Here is a 13,826-nt window from a genome sequence, read left to right as displayed (position 1 = left end):
GGACATCCGATGTATAGCGCCGCTCACTCTCCTCGGTCCAGTGAGGGAGTGGATTTCACCCCTCACAGCTCGGATGAATGCCCGGTAGTACGGCTCCATCGGGCGCCACAGGCCCGACGGCCTCCAAGTTCACCCGGCCGTGCACGGGGGCTGCGGGCGGGGGCGCGGAAAGCCGTAAGGTTGGGGCGTAAGAAAGGGAACTTCGGAAGGAGGCACTGGGTGATCGAGCTCGAGGGGATGCCCGAGCTGATCGACCCGGTCATGGTGGCCGCGTTCGAGGGCTGGAACGACGCCGGCGACGCCGCCTCCACCGCGGTCGCTCACCTGGACCGGGAATGGAAGGGCGAAGTGTTCGCGGCGCTCGACGCCGAGGACTACTACGACTTCCAGGTCAACCGGCCCACGGTGTGGCTGGACGGCGGGGTACGCAAGATCACCTGGCCGACCACCCGGCTCTCCGTGGTCCGCGTCGGCGGCGACAAACCCCGGGACCTCGTGCTGGTCCGCGGTATCGAACCCTCCATGCGCTGGCGTTCGTTCTGCAACGAGATCCTGGGCTTCGCCCATGAACTGGGCGTGGAGATGGTGGTGATCCTGGGCGCGCTGCTCGGCGACACCCCGCACACCAGGCCGGTGCCCGTCAGCGGGATCACGTCCGACCCGGACCTGGCGAGAACGATGGATCTGGAGGAGACCCGGTACGAGGGGCCGACCGGAATCGTCGGCATCCTCCAGGAGGCCTGCACCCATGCCGGTGTGCCGGCGGTGAGCCTGTGGGCCGCCGTCCCGCACTACGTCTCCCAGCCGCCCAACCCGAAGGCGACGCTCGCGCTGCTCAACCGGCTGGAGGACCTCATCGGCCTCCGGATCCCCCTGGGTGAGCTGGCGGAGGACGCCCGGGCCTGGCAGCTCGGCGTCGACCAACTGGCCGCGGAGGACAGCGAGGTGGCCGAGTACGTCCAGACGCTGGAGGAGGCGCGCGACACCGCGGAGCTGCCGGAGGCCTCGGGCGAAGCCATCGCCCGCGAGTTCGAACGGTACCTGCGCCGACGCGACAGCGGAGGCCCCGGCGGTCACGCGACCGACGGCGGCGAGGGCTCGTACCTGCGCGACCCGGCGGGCGGGCGCACCAAGCCGCCGATGCCGCCGCGCCCCGAACCTGAGTCGGGTTCGCCCACGGACGAGGACCGCTCCGGCGGCCCGAGCGGGTCCGGCGGCGACGAGCGGCAGGACCGGCCCTCGGCCGGCGGGGACAAGGGGACCGGCGGCCGGGCCGGCAAGCAGGACGGCAGCGGCGACCGTGAGCGGGACGACAACGGCGACGACCGCGGCGAGGACGAAGACGGCGGTGAGCGGCCGGAGTCGTAGTCCATGGCGGGACCGAGCTGTATGGAGCGGGGTGGCACCGGGCAGACCGGCGCCACCCCGCTCCTCGTCCCTCGCGCCACCAGGTCGCTCACACCCGGTCGACCGCCACGGCGTCGTACGCGGTCTCGGGGGTCGGCGGCACGTCGAAGCGCGCGTCGGGCAGATAGATCCGGTCGCCCCAGGCAGCCGCCGTGGTGGGGATACGGAAGCGCGGATCGGTGATCCGGGCGATCGGCGTGCCCCGGGTGCCCGTGGCGTTCAGCCGCACGACGTCGACCTGGTTCAACTGCTGCTGCACGATGTGGACCTGACGGCCGAGCAGCAGGAGGCCGTCACCGAACGGGATGGCCAGGCCCCCCAGGTCGACCCGGCGGGCGCTCCCGTCGCGCGGGTCCACCCGCATCAGCGAGCCGCCCTCCATCCGTCACCTCACCACACGCCCGGCGCACGCGCCGCGAGAACGTGCACGCGGAGGAAAGGACTCCCGCCGGGCGCCACGACGGCGCCCGGCGGGAGTCGGAGAACGTGCCTAGAGCGCCACGCCCAGCAGGGCGTCGACCGCCCGGGACACCAGTCCCGGGGCGCCCTCGTCGGTGCCGCCTTCGGCCTGCTGGAGCGCGGCCCAGCGGTCCACGGCGGCGAGCGCCGACGGGGCGTCGAGGTCGTCGGCGAGGGCCGCGCGGATCTCCTCGACCACAGCGTCCGCGGACGGTCCGTCGGGCCGGGAGACGGCGGCACGCCAGCGACCTACGCGCTCGACCGCTTCCTCCAGCACCCCGTCGGTCCACTCCCAGTCGGCCCGGTAGTGGTGCGAGAGCAGCGCGAGCCGTATGGCGGCCGGGTCCACGCCGTCGCGGCGCAGCTTGGAGACGAAGACCAGATTGCCCTTGGACTTCGACATCTTCGCGCCGTCGAGGGCGACCATGCCGGCGTGGACGTACGCCTTGGCGAAGGGGTGCTCGCCCGTGAGCGCCTGGGCGTGCGAGGCGCCCATCTCGTGGTGCGGGAAGGCGAGATCGGAGCCGCCGCCCTGGACGTCGAAGCCCATGCCGAGGTGGTCCAGCGCGATGGCGACGCACTCGATGTGCCAGCCGGGCCGGCCACGGCCGAGCGAGCCGCCGTCCCAGCTCGGCTCGCCCTCGCGGGCCGCCATCCACAACATCGGGTCGAGGGGGTTCTTCTTGCCGGGACGTTCGGGGTCGCCGCCGCGCTCGGCGGACAGCAGCCGCATCGCCTCCGCGTCGAGCCGGGACACCTCGCCGAAGTGCGGGTCGGACTCGACGGAGAAGTAGACGTCGCCTTCCAACTCGTAGGCCGCGCCGGCGTCACGGAGCCGCTCGACGAGCGGCACGATGCCCGGAATCGCCTCGACCGCGCCGATGTAGTGGCGCGGCGGAAGCATCCGCAGCGCGGTCATGTCCTCGCGGAACAGAGCCGTCTCGCGCTCCGCGAGCTCGGTCCAGTCGTGTCCGTCGCGGTTGGCGCGCTCCAGCAGAGGATCGTCCACGTCCGTGACGTTCTGGACATAGTGAACCTGCCGCTTGGTGTCGAGCCACACGCGCTGCACAAGGTCGAACGCGTTGTAGGTCGCCGCGTGACCCATGTGGGTCGCGTCGTACGGTGTGATGCCGCAGACGTAGATACGGGCGACGGGACCGGGGTCAAGGGTCACCAGACCGTCGGTCGCGGTGTCGTGGATCCGGAGGTCGCGGCCCTTGCCGGGCAGGGCGGGGACCTCAGAAGCGGGCCAGGCATGCATGTCATGAGCGTAACCGGACGCATGTTCCGGATACGAACCGGATCACTGATCTTGACCGATTGGGCACTCTTGCGGTCCGGCGGGCGCTGTGCCTACACGGGCGGCCAGGGGATCGCCGGCCAGTCCCCCGAGGGCACGGGATGGGTGCCGGAACGGAGCAGGGCCGCCACCCGGCCGCTCAGGGCGGCCACCTCGGCCGGGGTGAGCAGTTCCGCCAGTCGGGTGGCGAGCGTCCCGCCGTCGGAGAGGGCCGTCGCCAGGGTCGTGAGCGCCGTCACCGCCTCAGAGGGCAGTGGCTCCCCCGCCCATCCCCACAACAGGGTGCGCAGCTTGTCGTCGACGTTGAAGGTGACCCCGTGATCGATCGCGTAGAGGGTTCCGTCGGCGGTGGGCAGCAGGTGGCCGCCCTTGCGGTCCCCGTTGTTGATCACGGCGTCCAGGACGGCGAGCCTGCGCAGGCGCGGGTCGTCGGCGTGGACGAGCAGCGCGGCACGGCCCTCCCCCACCTCGGCGAGCCCGACCGCCTTCCAGCCGTCCGCCGGTTCATCGTCCTCGACGAGCGCCAGCAGGGCGGCCTCCGGGTCGGCCTCGACCCACAACTGGACCATGCCCTGGCCGTAGGGGCCGTCCCGCAGCACCGTGGGCGGCACCAGGCCCCAGCCGGTCGCCTGCGACACCTCGTACGCGGCGACCTCGCGCTGCGCGAGAGTGCCGTCGGGGAAGTCCCACAGCGGGCGTTCCCCCGCGATGGGTTTGTAGACGCAGTGCGCTTCCTCGTCCTCGTACGAAACCGCGCAGTACAGCACCGCGTTGGACGCCTCGCGCAGCCTTCCGCGTGCGGTCAGCTCGCCCTTGGCCAGCAGCGTCAGCGCGTCGGGGGTGCTCACGCGCCCCGTCGGTATCCGTTCTGGCGCGGGCATACGTGTCCTTCCGGATCGAGGGGCAGGCTGCACAGCGGGCAAGGCGGCCGGCCGGCGTTCACCACGTCCAGCGCGCGTTTGGCGAACGCCCTGGCCTGTGCACCGGTGAGCCGGACCCGCAGCATCGGCGGGCCGTTCTCCTCGTCCTGCAGCAGCCGCTCCTCGGCCTCCGCGAGGTCCTCCTCCGACTCGGCCTCGAGCTCCACCAGGGCCTGTGCCTCGACGATCATGCGCTGCTCCTCGCCGTCCCAGGCCAGCGCCATCGTGCCGACGCGGAACTCCTCCTCGACCGGGTTGTCGAGCGGCGCGGTGTCGGCCACGTCCGCCGGCGCGACGGCCGGCACCGGCGCGTTGCCCCCGGTGCGGCGCACCACTTCGTCCAGCAGCTCGTCGATCCGCTCCGCGAGGGCGGCCACCTGAGTCTTCTCCAGGGCGACGCTGGTCACGCGTCCTGCGGCCGAGGCCTGCAGGAAGAACGTACGGCGGCCAGGCAGCCCGACCGTACCGGCCACGAAGCGGTCCGGCGGGTCGTAGAGGAACACCTGACGGGACACGTTCTGTCTCCCTTTGGATCGTCGGATCGGTCGGTTTCGGCATCCGGTGGACGTCAGCTTTTCGGCGCGTCCACCCTACTGCGCGGAGCGATCACGATGCGCCCGCGCCGCCCCGACGACCGCGTCGCCGCTGTCGCCCTTCTCCTCCGGTCCCTCCGCGCGGGGAACGAGGGAGCCGAGATCACCGGTGTCGCCGAGGCGCAGCAGGAACGGCCTGCTGCGGGTGTAGCGGATGGCGGTGACGGAGCACGGCTCGACGTGGATCCGCTGGAACAGGTCGAGATGAAGCCCGAGGGCGTCGGCCACCAGGGACTTGATGATGTCCCCGTGCGAGCACATCAGATAGGCCGCGTTCTCGCCGTGCGCCTCGTCGATCCGGGCGTTCCAGTCACGGACGGCTTCGACGGCCCGCGCCTGCATGGCGCGCATGGACTCGCCGCCGGGGAAGGAGACCGCGGAGGGATGGTGCTGGACGACCTCCATCAACGGCTCCTGTGCAAGCTCCTTGAGCTTGCGGCCCGACCACTCGCCGTAGAGGCACTCACCGATGCGTTCGTCGGTCTCCGCGACCAGCCCCGGCCGGGCCGCGAGCAGAGGCGCGAGCGTCTCGCGACAGCGCTCCAGCGGGCTGGAGACCACCGCCGCGAGCGGCACCGCGGCCAGTCGTGCGGGCAGCGCGGCCGCCTGTTCGGCTCCGTGCTCGTCGAGGCGGACACCCGGTGTCCAGCCGGCGAGCACTCCCTCGGTGTTGGCGGTGGAACGTCCGTGGCGTACGAGGATCAGCGTGGCCATGGGGGCAAGCCTACGGTCCCCGGGTGTCCGGCGGGCCGGGGGTGTGCCGGGGCGGAGGTCAGGGAAGAATGCGCGCCGTGATCGTGGACTGTGCCATCTACCGCGACGGGCGCCGCAGCGAAGGCCCGTCGGACTTCTCCGATGCCCTCGACGAGGCGCGGGCCACGGGCGATGCCTTCCTGTGGATCGGCCTGCACGAGCCGACGGAGGAGGAGTTCGACCACGTCGCCGCCGAGTTCTCGCTCCATCCGCTCGCCGTCGAGGACGCGCTCAAGGCCCATCAGCGGCCGAAGCTCGAGGTGTACGACGACTCGCTGTTCGTGGTCCTCAAACCCGTGGTGTACGAGCCGAAGAGCGACTCCGTGACCACCGGCGACCTGATGGTCTTCATAGGCGATTCGTTCGTGGTGACGGTCCGGCACGGCGAGGGCGCTCCGCTGCACGCGGTCCGCGAACGGCTGGAGGCGGAGCCGGCGGTGCTGAGGCACGGCCCGACCGCGGTGCTGTACGCGGTCAGCGACGCCATCGTCGACCACTACATCGAGGTCGCGGCCGAGCTCCAGGTGGACCTGGAGGAGATGGAGACCGAGGTCTTCGAGCCGGCGCGCAGGGACGCGAAGAACACGGCGGCCCGGATCTACACGTTCAAGCGGCAGGTGCTCGAGTTCCGGCGGGCGGCCGGGCCGCTGGCGGCACCGATGGCCCGGCTGGCGGGTGCGGGCGTGCCGTTCGTCCATGAGCACTCCCAGCCCTTCTTCCGTGACGTCAGCGACCACCTGACGCGGGCGAACGAGCAGGTGGAGGGGCTGGATCGGCTGCTGTCGGACATCCTGTCGGCCCACCTCGCCCAGATGGGCGTGCGGCAGAACGACGACATGCGCAAGATCTCGGCGTGGGCGGCCATGGCGGCGGTGCCGACGATGGTGGCGGGGATCTACGGAATGAACTTCGAGCACATGTGGGAGCTGAGGCAGGTGTGGGCGTACCCGACGGTTCTCGTGCTGATGGCGGGCACCGTCTACGGGCTCTTCCGGCTCTTCAAGCGGCGCGGCTGGCTCTGACGCTTCTCGTGCCCCGGGGGCGCGCGGGACGGCGGTCAGGGTCCCGTCCCGGCCGGCACGGCCGCGGGACTGACATAGGCGCGGAGCTCGGGACGGGACGGGAGTCCCGGCAGGGTCAGCAGCCGCCAGCCGCGAGTGAACGACGGGGGCCGGTTCCGGCCGTCCACCACATAGGCCACCGCCCGTTCGTCGCCGAGCCGTGCGAGCTCGGTCCGGGTGATGCTGCCGTCGTGTCCGCCGGTCTGGCGGGAAGCGCAGCCGGCGCGCAAGGCGATCCGGGGCGCCTCGCTGCCGCTGACCACGCACGGTGCCCGCACACCGTTGCGGTGCAGCTCCGAGACGATTCTGTCGAAGGCCTTCCGGTGGTCCCGACCGCGCTCCACCGTGCCGTTCAGTACGGCGTACTGGACGGCCAGATGGCCGGCCAGCGCCAGGCCCAGCACGACGGCCGCCACGGCACGCGGCCGGGCGCTCGCGGCGATCCGCCCCAGGCACACGGCGACCGGCAGGGCCAGCAGCGCGTACGTGGGCAGCAGGAAGCGCGGCGCGGCGTAGCCGATCAGCAGCAGGTACGGCACGGCCAGTGCCAGCCCCGCGAGCGCCGGCACCAGCACGGCGGAGGGGCGCACGGCGGACGGGGCCACGGTGAAGGGGCACCGCCTGCGCGCGGCGACCAGTGCGCCTCCGGCGGCCAGCGGCCACAGGACGAGGAACCAGACCGCGGTGACCGGCTTGCGCCACGGCACGTCGCAGGGGCGGCAGAGCGACCGGCCCTCCAGGGCGCGCAGTTGGTCGTCGACGGCGAAGTGCGGGCCCAGGTGCCCCTGGATCTCGCCCGCCCGCCGCATCCGCGCGAGCAGCCCGTCGTAGGCGACGTAGGCCTCGATGATCCACGGCAGGCAGCCGAGGACGGTGCCCGCGGCGAGCACCACGAGCAGCGCCGGCCGGCGGTAGGCGCGGGACAGCAGTGCGACGGCGGCGAGCGGCAGCAGGAGCCAGACGGCGTCGCTCGGCCGCATGAGCGCGACGAACACCAGGCCCGCGCCCGTTCCGAGGAGCCCGGCCCGGTCGGAGGGGTCCCTGGCCGCCCGCAGGAAGCAGCCGACCGTGAACAGCGCCCCGAGCGCGACCCAGAGGTTGGGCATGACCTGCGGACCGTAGAACACCGTGACCCACAGGCCGGCGAACAGGCCCCCGGCGAGGGCGAGCACGCGAGGGGCAGCAGCGTCCGCCACACGGCCAGGGCGGTGAACAGGCCGGCGCCGGACAGCACCGCGAGGAAGACCCGCAGCACTCCGACGGAGGACGTCAGGGCGGTCACCGGAGCGACGAGATACGTGATGCCGCGGGCGCGCGGGGCACTGAAGAAGGCGGCTTCCGAGCCGCGTGCGACCTGGCTGACGTAGACCGACTCGTCCCAGCCGAGCCCCGTTCCCCGTACTGCCAGGGTGAGTTGGACCACCGTGTACGCGACGGCGACGGCGGCGATCCACAGCAGGCCGTCGGCCGCCCGGCGTTCCGGACCCGGCCATGCCGGGGCGCGGGGGCGGACGGGCGCCAGGGCCGGAATCCGGTTCACATCAGAACGCGGGAGCCGTGGTGGCGGGGCCGTCGAGGGCGCCGCGGCGCTCCGGCATCCTGAGGTCGACCATGCGCCGCCAGCCGCCGAGCCGCTCGTACGCGTACATCGCGTGGATGCCGGCGGCCAGCGCGGCGGACTTGGCCTTGGGCCAGCGCAGCAGGTGTCCCATGTGCGCCATGACGGCGAGGCTCACGTCGCGGTAGACCCGGATCTCGGCGAGCGCGCTCTCGCGAAGCACGCGCTGGATGGTGCGGCCGTGGCCGGCGGCGAGACGCAGCAGCTCTTCGTGGCAGTAGGCGAGATGGTTCTCCTCGTCGTCGGAGATCATCCTGATGGCCTTGCCGAGCTCCGGGTGGTCACCGAAGTACTTCACGAGCATGTCCATCTGGTCGGCCGCCCGCTGCTCGGTGACGCGGCTGTGCGAGAGGTAGACGACGATGTCGTGCTCCGTCAGCCGCTGGTCACGGCGGAGTTTCTCGTGGGCGAGGCCGATGCCACGCTGCTCCAGCAGCATGGTGTAGTCGGTCTCCGGCGGTACCGGGACCGGGTCCAACTGCCGCTTCTTGAGCAGGGCGTTGAACAGGCGGCCGTGCTTGTCCTCGTCAGCCCCGTGGCGGGTGATCCGCGGCGCCAGGTCACGCATGCTCTCCGGGACGAGCGCGGCGATGCGCCCGTTCTCCCAGCCGCCCTGCGTCTCACCGCCGGCGGCGATGGAGCAGAAGAGCTGGAACGTCTCGTCGCTGTCGACGATCTCCTGGAAGAGACTCCGGGCCGAGAGCATGACTGTCACCTCCGTCGGACCTTCGGGACATCCGCAAAGAACGAGTCAAATGCGAGACCCCGGTCCAGGCAACAGGTGAGTGGGCCAACTCGCCCGAACGGACCACAGGAAGGACACAGTCAGCAGTAACCGCCACGGCCGTCGCGCGTTGTACCGCGTGACGGCCGTGGCGGGGAAGACCCCCGAGCCCCCACCACGGCCGCAGACTTCCCGGGGCGGGGCCTCCGCCGGCGTCAGGCGAGGCCCGCGCGCTCCAGGGCCTCGGTACCGGCGCGCAGTGCACTGATCCGCTCGTCGAGCGTGAAGCCCGCTGGGGCGAGGGTCAGGGTGGTGACACCGGCCGCCGCGTAGGCCTGCATCCGGTCGGCGATCCGCTCCACGGGCCCGAGCAGCGCGGTCTGGTCGATCAGCGTGTGCGGTACGGCGGCGGCCGCGCCGGCCTTGTCGCCGTCGAGGTACTTGTCCTGGATCTCGGCGGCTTCCTTCTCGTAACCCATGCGCTGGGCGAGCTGGTTGTAGAAGTTCTGCTTGCGGCTGCCCATGCCGCCGACGTACAGCGCGGTGTACGGCCGGAACATGTCGGCCAGGCCGGCCACGTCGTCGCCGACCGCGAGCGGCAGCGTCGGGCAGACGTCGAAGCCCTCCATCGTCCTTCCCGCCTTCTCGCGGCCCGCGCGGATGTGCCGCAGCGCGGTGTCCTCGATGTGGTCGGCGGACGGGAAGATCAGCAGGGCACCGTCGGCGATCTCACCGGTCTGCTCCAGGTTCCTCGGGCCGATCGCCGCGATGTAGAGCGGGATGTGCTCGCGCTGGGGGTGCACGGTGAGCTTGATGGGCTTACCCGGCCCGTCGGGCAGCGGCAGCGTCCAGTGCTCACCCTCGTACGACAGGCGCTCGCGGGACATCGCTTTGCGGACGATCTCGACGTACTCGCGCGTGCGGGCGAGCGGCTTGTCGAACTTCACGCCGTACCAGCCCTCGGAGACCTGCGGTCCGGAGACGCCGAGGCCGAGCCGGAAACGACCGCCCGAGAGCGAGTCGAGGGTGGCCGCGGTCATCGCGGTCATGGCCGGCTGACGGGCCGGGATCTGCAGGATCGCGGAGCCGACGTCGATGCGCTCGGTCTGGGCAGCGACCCAGCTGAGCACCGTCGGGGCGTCCGAGCCGTACGCCTCGGCCGCCCAGCAGACGTCGTAGCCGAGCCTGTCGGCCTCCTGCGCGACGGCGAGGTTGTCGCCGTCCATGCCCGCGCCCCAGTAGCCGAGGTTGATGCCGAGCCGCATAACCGCTCCCTCTTACTGATCAGTAACGTGCCTGTGCCGGGACTCTAACGCGGATGCGGTCGATCCGGCAGGGGCGCGTTGTCCACAGGCTCTCTCAGGGTGGGCCCCTGGCCAGTAATCTCAGCGCCCATGGAGCAGAGGCATCTCGGCCGCACCGGCCTGCGCGTGTCCCGCATCGGACTCGGCACCCTGACATGGGGCCGGGACACCGACGAACACGACGCGGCCGACCAGTTGAAGGTTTTCTGGGAGGCGGGCGGCACGCTGGTCGACACCGCCGACGTGTACGGCGGCGGGGACGCGGAGTATCTGCTCGGGCAGCTGGTCGAGCGGCTCGTGCCGCGCGGCGAACTCGTGATAGCGACGAAGGCGGGCAGCGTGCCGGATCCCGACCGGCGCTTCGACGGCTCACGCGGTCACCTCCTCGCCGCGCTCGACGCGTCGCTGGCGCGCCTGGGCACGGACTATGTGGACCTGTGGCAGGTCCACGCCTTCGACCCGGACACACCGCTGGACGAGACGCTCCAGGCGCTGGACATCGCCGTCAGCAGCGGGCGCGCCCGGTACGCGGGCGTGTCGAACTTCTGCGGCTGGCAGCTCGCGAAGGCGGCGACCTGGCAGCTGGCCGCGCCGGGCGTACGTACCCGGCTAGCGAGTACGCAGATGGAGTACTCGCTGCTTCAGCGGGGTGTGGAGCGGGAGGTGCTCCCTGCCGCCCTGGACCTCGGGGTGGGGCTGCTGCCCTCGTCGCCGCTCGGGCGGGGAGTGCTCACCGGCAAGTACCGGACGGCCACGCCGTCCGACTCCCGGGGTGCGTCGGAGCAGATGGCTCCCTTCGTGGAGCCGTATCTGGACGAGGCGGCGAGCGGCATCGTGGACGCGGTGGTCACGGCCGCGGACGGTCTGGCGGCGACGCCGCTGGAGGTGGCGCTCGCGTGGGTGAGGGACCGGCCGGGCGTGGTGGCGCCGATCGTCGGCGCGCGCAACGCGCAGCAGCTCATGGCGGCGTTGTCGGTGGAGGCGCTTAGTCTTCCTGACGAGATCCGCCGGGCGCTCGACGATGTGTCGGCGCCCGTCCACCGCTATCCCGACCAGGACTGGAGCACGCTGTGACTGCGCCTTCCCGGGGGACAACCCCCGGTTCCCCGGCCGCGGGGCCGCCCGCCGACACCGCCGAAGAGGCGGTCGCGCCGGGGTCCGGCGGCTCGCCGTCGCCGACCGAGGGCGCGGGCGCCGCCGGCGCCGCGGAGGCGGCGGGGACGGCACAGGGCGCTCCGGCCGCCGGCTCGGCGGGCGCGGGTGACGAGACGGCGGGCACCGTCGACGGGCTCGAGGACAACGCCGCGAGCAGGACGGACGCCGGCGCCGGCGACACGGCGGGCGACGGCCCGGTGGAGAACGTTCCGGGTGTCGCCGCCGCGGACGCCAGCGCGGCGGCTGAGCACACACCCGCCGGAGGCAGAGCAGGCATGGCCGACACGGACGAAGCCGGCTCCGAGCCGCCGGACGACGACGGGACCGACGAGGACGCCACCGCCGACGGCGAAGAGGACGCCGTCTCCCGGGGCGAGGACGCGGACGAGGCCCGCGCAGGCGCCGGACCGGAGGACGGCGACGCAAGCGTCGCGGACGCGAGCGACGACGCTGGCGCCACCGCCGACGGCGAAGGGACGGCCGGGGCGGAGGAAGCGGGTGCCCCGGGTGCCGGTGCGGACGGTGCCGGCGATGGCGGGGTGAGCGAGGCCGAGGCCGAGATCTCCGCGCAGCGGGAGCTCCGGGCGCGGATCGAGCAGCGCAAGGCCGAGAAGGAAGGGCCCATCGACAGCGGGGCCAAGCTGAGCGGCAAGGCCGCGGACCTGCTCGCCGCCGTCCGGGCCGTGGAGAGCGGCGAGAAGGCGGCCACCTACTTCGATTCGCCCCCGCCCGAGCCGCGGCGGGCCGCTCCCGTCGCCGCCCCGCCGGTCCGGCCCCGGGCCGCCGAGCCTGCACCGGCCGCCGTCCCCGCGGAGGTACTCGCCGGCGCGCGGGCCGTGCTGCTCAAGGGCGGCGCGCCCGAAGCCATCGCCCCGCAGGTGGCCGAGCTGCTCGGCGAGTCGGCCGGCGAAGCGCTCGCCGAGGACCCCTGGCGGCTGCTCTCGGTGCCCGGTGTGCGGCCGGAGCAGGCCGACGCCTTCGCGCGTGCGCTGCTCGGCGCGGAGGCGACCCCGGGTGACGAGCGCCGGACGTCCGCCCTCGTCACCTGGGTGCTGGAACGTGCCGCACTCCAGGGACACACCGCCCTCGAAGCCTCGGCCCTGCGTGCCGCGCTCGCCGAGCGGTCGGTGCCGGACCCGGAGGAGGCCGTGCAGCACGCGGTCGCGGACGGCACGGTGCTGGTGTTCCAGGAGGGCGTGGAGGAGGACGCTCCTGTCACGGTCCTCCTCGGGCTCGACCGGTACGCGATGGCGGAGGAGAGCCTCGCGGACGGCTTGGCGAGGCTCGTCAGGACCGGGCCTTCCGATGTCTGGGAGGGGACCGGGCTCGAGCGCGCGGCGGGCGCGAACGGCCTGATCGTCCACACCGGTGGCGAGACCGCCAGGGCGGAGCCGGTAGCGCTCGCGGAGCGGGCCCGCGCCACGGGACTGCGGGCGGTTGTGGCGGTGCACGGGGAGAACGGGGCGCGCCGGCTCGGTCCGGACGTCGGCGCGGTCACCGTGGCGGATTTGCTGTCGGGCGCCGCGGGACCCGGCCGCGACGAGGACGGCGCTTTCGCCCTCGATCTGCTCGTCGTGCTGGACGCGCCGCAGCTCGACGTGGAGACCGCGGCGATGCTGGTGGAGTCCATGCCCGACGGCAGCAGGCTGGTGCTCGGCGGCGACCCCGGGGTGCTGGGCGGCGCGGGCGCGGGCCGGGTGTTCGCGGACGTGCTCGGCGCGCGCGTGTGTCCGCAGATCGCGTCCCGTACGCCCGACCCCGGTCCGCTCGGGGAACTGGTCTCGGGCATCGGCGTCGGAGAGCTGAACCAGGTCGAGGCCCCCGGCAAGGAGGTCGTGATCGTCCCGGTGCGGGACGCCGGCGAAGCGGTGCACCGTACGGTCCAGCTGGTGGCGGACTCCGTCCCCCGGGCCATCGGGATTCCGGCGGAGCAGACCCAGGTGATCACCGTCGGCCACGGCGGCTCCACGGGCACCCGCGCCCTCAACGCGGCGCTCAAGCAGCGCCTGAACCCCGGAGCAGGCCGCTTCGCCGGCTTCGACCCGGGCGACCGGGTCGCCTACGCGCAGGCGCTCGGCCGGACGGTCACCGGCACGGTCGTCTCAGCCGGCCCCGACGGACTGCACCTCGACTGCGAGGGCACGAGGACCGTCGTGCCGAGGGAACGGGTGGACTCCGCGCTGCGCCATGGCTGGGCCCTCACCGCGCACCAGGCGGCGGGCATGCGGTGGCCCGCCGTGGTCGTCGTGCTGCCGGGTGACGCCGCGCAGTCCCTGAGCCGGCCGTGGGTCTACACGGCTTTCGGCCGGGCGGAGCGCCATCTTTCTGTGGTGCACGGCGTGGACCAGGCGCTGCCGCGCGCCGTCGCGGAGCGGTCCGGCGCCGAGCGCACCACCAGGCTGCGGACGCTGCTGGAGGGCCTGCTGGCGGAGCCGGCGGCGCAGCCACCGGCACCGGGCGGAGCGGAGTGACGGCCCCCGGCCCGTGGCGACGGAGGTCGCCGGGGCCGGGGGCCGCGGCCGGACCGTGCCC

Annotated in this window: 12 protein-coding genes; 4 read left to right on the top strand and 8 right to left on the bottom strand. The window is 73.0% G+C overall.

Features of this window, described 5'->3' with window-relative positions; genetic code table 11:
* Positions 1–219 precede the first annotated feature (219 nt).
* The gene (locus GLX30_RS28335) at positions 220–1,368 is read left to right on the top strand and encodes a PAC2 family protein (protein ID WP_159693592.1); all 1,149 of its coding nucleotides are present in this window, start codon (positions 220–222) and stop codon (positions 1,366–1,368) included.
* A gap of 88 nt (positions 1,369–1,456) precedes the next feature.
* Here the strand turns inward: GLX30_RS28335 and GLX30_RS28330 are convergent, their stop codons facing one another.
* The 5 genes from GLX30_RS28330 to GLX30_RS28310 all read right to left on the bottom strand — a co-directional run bounded on the left by GLX30_RS28330 (position 1,457) and on the right by GLX30_RS28310 (position 5,393).
* Positions 1,457–1,789: a hypothetical protein gene (locus GLX30_RS28330; protein ID WP_244258303.1), complete on the bottom strand. Its 333-nt coding sequence runs from the start codon at positions 1,787–1,789 to the stop codon at positions 1,457–1,459.
* Positions 1,790–1,897: 108 nt separating this feature from the next.
* Positions 1,898–3,127 carry a cysteine--1-D-myo-inosityl 2-amino-2-deoxy-alpha-D-glucopyranoside ligase gene (gene mshC / locus GLX30_RS28325; RefSeq protein ID WP_159693590.1) on the bottom strand — a complete coding sequence of 410 codons (1,230 nt, stop codon included), beginning with the start codon at positions 3,125–3,127 and terminating at the stop codon, positions 1,898–1,900.
* A gap of 92 nt (positions 3,128–3,219) precedes the next feature.
* Positions 3,220–4,047 (bottom strand): SCO1664 family protein, encoded by an 828-nt coding sequence (locus GLX30_RS28320; protein ID WP_159693588.1) that lies wholly within the window; start codon positions 4,045–4,047, stop codon positions 3,220–3,222.
* Positions 4,011–4,601, bottom strand: a complete 591-nt coding sequence (locus GLX30_RS28315) for a DUF3090 domain-containing protein (RefSeq protein ID WP_005319485.1) — start codon at positions 4,599–4,601, stop codon at positions 4,011–4,013. Before GLX30_RS28315 ends, GLX30_RS28320 begins: the two co-directional genes overlap by 37 nt.
* Positions 4,602–4,676: 75 nt before the next feature.
* Positions 4,677–5,393 carry a histidine phosphatase family protein gene (locus tag GLX30_RS28310; RefSeq protein ID WP_159693586.1) on the bottom strand — a complete coding sequence of 239 codons (717 nt, stop codon included), beginning with the start codon at positions 5,391–5,393 and terminating at the stop codon, positions 4,677–4,679.
* 68 nt (positions 5,394–5,461) lie between these two features.
* Here GLX30_RS28310 and GLX30_RS28305 point away from each other — a divergent pair, with 68 nt between their 5' ends.
* Positions 5,462–6,454 (top strand): magnesium and cobalt transport protein CorA, encoded by a 993-nt coding sequence (locus GLX30_RS28305; RefSeq protein WP_159693584.1) that lies wholly within the window; start codon positions 5,462–5,464, stop codon positions 6,452–6,454.
* 35 nt (positions 6,455–6,489) lie between these two features.
* Here the strand turns inward: GLX30_RS28305 and GLX30_RS28300 are convergent, their stop codons facing one another.
* The 3 genes from GLX30_RS28300 to GLX30_RS28290 all read right to left on the bottom strand — a co-directional run bounded on the left by GLX30_RS28300 (position 6,490) and on the right by GLX30_RS28290 (position 10,100).
* Positions 6,490–7,689, bottom strand: coding sequence for a hypothetical protein (locus GLX30_RS28300; protein ID WP_244258302.1), 1,200 nt, complete (start codon positions 7,687–7,689; stop codon positions 6,490–6,492).
* Positions 7,690–8,034: 345 nt separating this feature from the next.
* Positions 8,035–8,817 (bottom strand): ferritin-like domain-containing protein, encoded by a 783-nt coding sequence (locus GLX30_RS28295; protein WP_159693582.1) that lies wholly within the window; start codon positions 8,815–8,817, stop codon positions 8,035–8,037.
* Positions 8,818–9,050: 233 nt separating this feature from the next.
* Positions 9,051–10,100, bottom strand: a complete 1,050-nt coding sequence (locus GLX30_RS28290) for an LLM class F420-dependent oxidoreductase (protein ID WP_159693580.1) — start codon at positions 10,098–10,100, stop codon at positions 9,051–9,053.
* 129 nt (positions 10,101–10,229) lie between these two features.
* On the opposite strand from GLX30_RS28290, the gene GLX30_RS28285 reads away from it, so the two are divergent.
* Together GLX30_RS28285 and GLX30_RS28280 are read left to right on the top strand one after the other, a co-directional pair.
* The gene (locus GLX30_RS28285; protein ID WP_159693578.1) at positions 10,230–11,213 is read left to right on the top strand and encodes an aldo/keto reductase; all 984 of its coding nucleotides are present in this window, start codon (positions 10,230–10,232) and stop codon (positions 11,211–11,213) included.
* Positions 11,214–11,569: 356 nt separating this feature from the next.
* Entirely contained in the window at positions 11,570–13,765 is a 2,196-nt protein-coding gene (locus GLX30_RS28280; protein ID WP_244258513.1) for a helix-hairpin-helix domain-containing protein, read from the top strand.
* The last annotated feature ends 61 nt before the right edge of the window (positions 13,766–13,826 follow it).

This window comes from Streptomyces sp. Tu 2975 (genome assembly GCF_009832925.1).
Lineage (GTDB): Bacteria > Actinomycetota > Actinomycetes > Streptomycetales > Streptomycetaceae > Streptomyces.
Note: the sequence above shows the minus strand (reverse complement) of the source record. Positions and strands in the feature narration are given on the sequence as shown.

What these genes read in the sequence shown, in the direction of transcription:
- GLX30_RS28305 (WP_159693584.1), top strand. Translation starts at nt 5,462, where the DNA reads ATGCGCGCCGTGATCGTGGACTGTGCCATCTACCGCGACGGGCGCCGC.
- GLX30_RS28295 (WP_159693582.1), bottom strand. Translation starts at nt 8,817, where the DNA reads ATGCTCTCGGCCCGGAGTCTCTTCCAGGAGATCGTCGACAGCGACGAG.
- GLX30_RS28330 (WP_244258303.1), bottom strand. Translation starts at nt 1,789, where the DNA reads ATGGAGGGCGGCTCGCTGATGCGGGTGGACCCGCGCGACGGGAGCGCC.
- mshC (WP_159693590.1), bottom strand. Translation starts at nt 3,127, where the DNA reads ATGCATGCCTGGCCCGCTTCTGAGGTCCCCGCCCTGCCCGGCAAGGGC.
- GLX30_RS28285 (WP_159693578.1), top strand. Translation starts at nt 10,230, where the DNA reads ATGGAGCAGAGGCATCTCGGCCGCACCGGCCTGCGCGTGTCCCGCATC.
- GLX30_RS28280 (WP_244258513.1), top strand. Translation starts at nt 11,570, where the DNA reads ATGGCCGACACGGACGAAGCCGGCTCCGAGCCGCCGGACGACGACGGG.
- GLX30_RS28320 (WP_159693588.1), bottom strand. Translation starts at nt 4,047, where the DNA reads ATGCCCGCGCCAGAACGGATACCGACGGGGCGCGTGAGCACCCCCGAC.
- GLX30_RS28290 (WP_159693580.1), bottom strand. Translation starts at nt 10,100, where the DNA reads ATGCGGCTCGGCATCAACCTCGGCTACTGGGGCGCGGGCATGGACGGC.
- GLX30_RS28310 (WP_159693586.1), bottom strand. Translation starts at nt 5,393, where the DNA reads ATGGCCACGCTGATCCTCGTACGCCACGGACGTTCCACCGCCAACACC.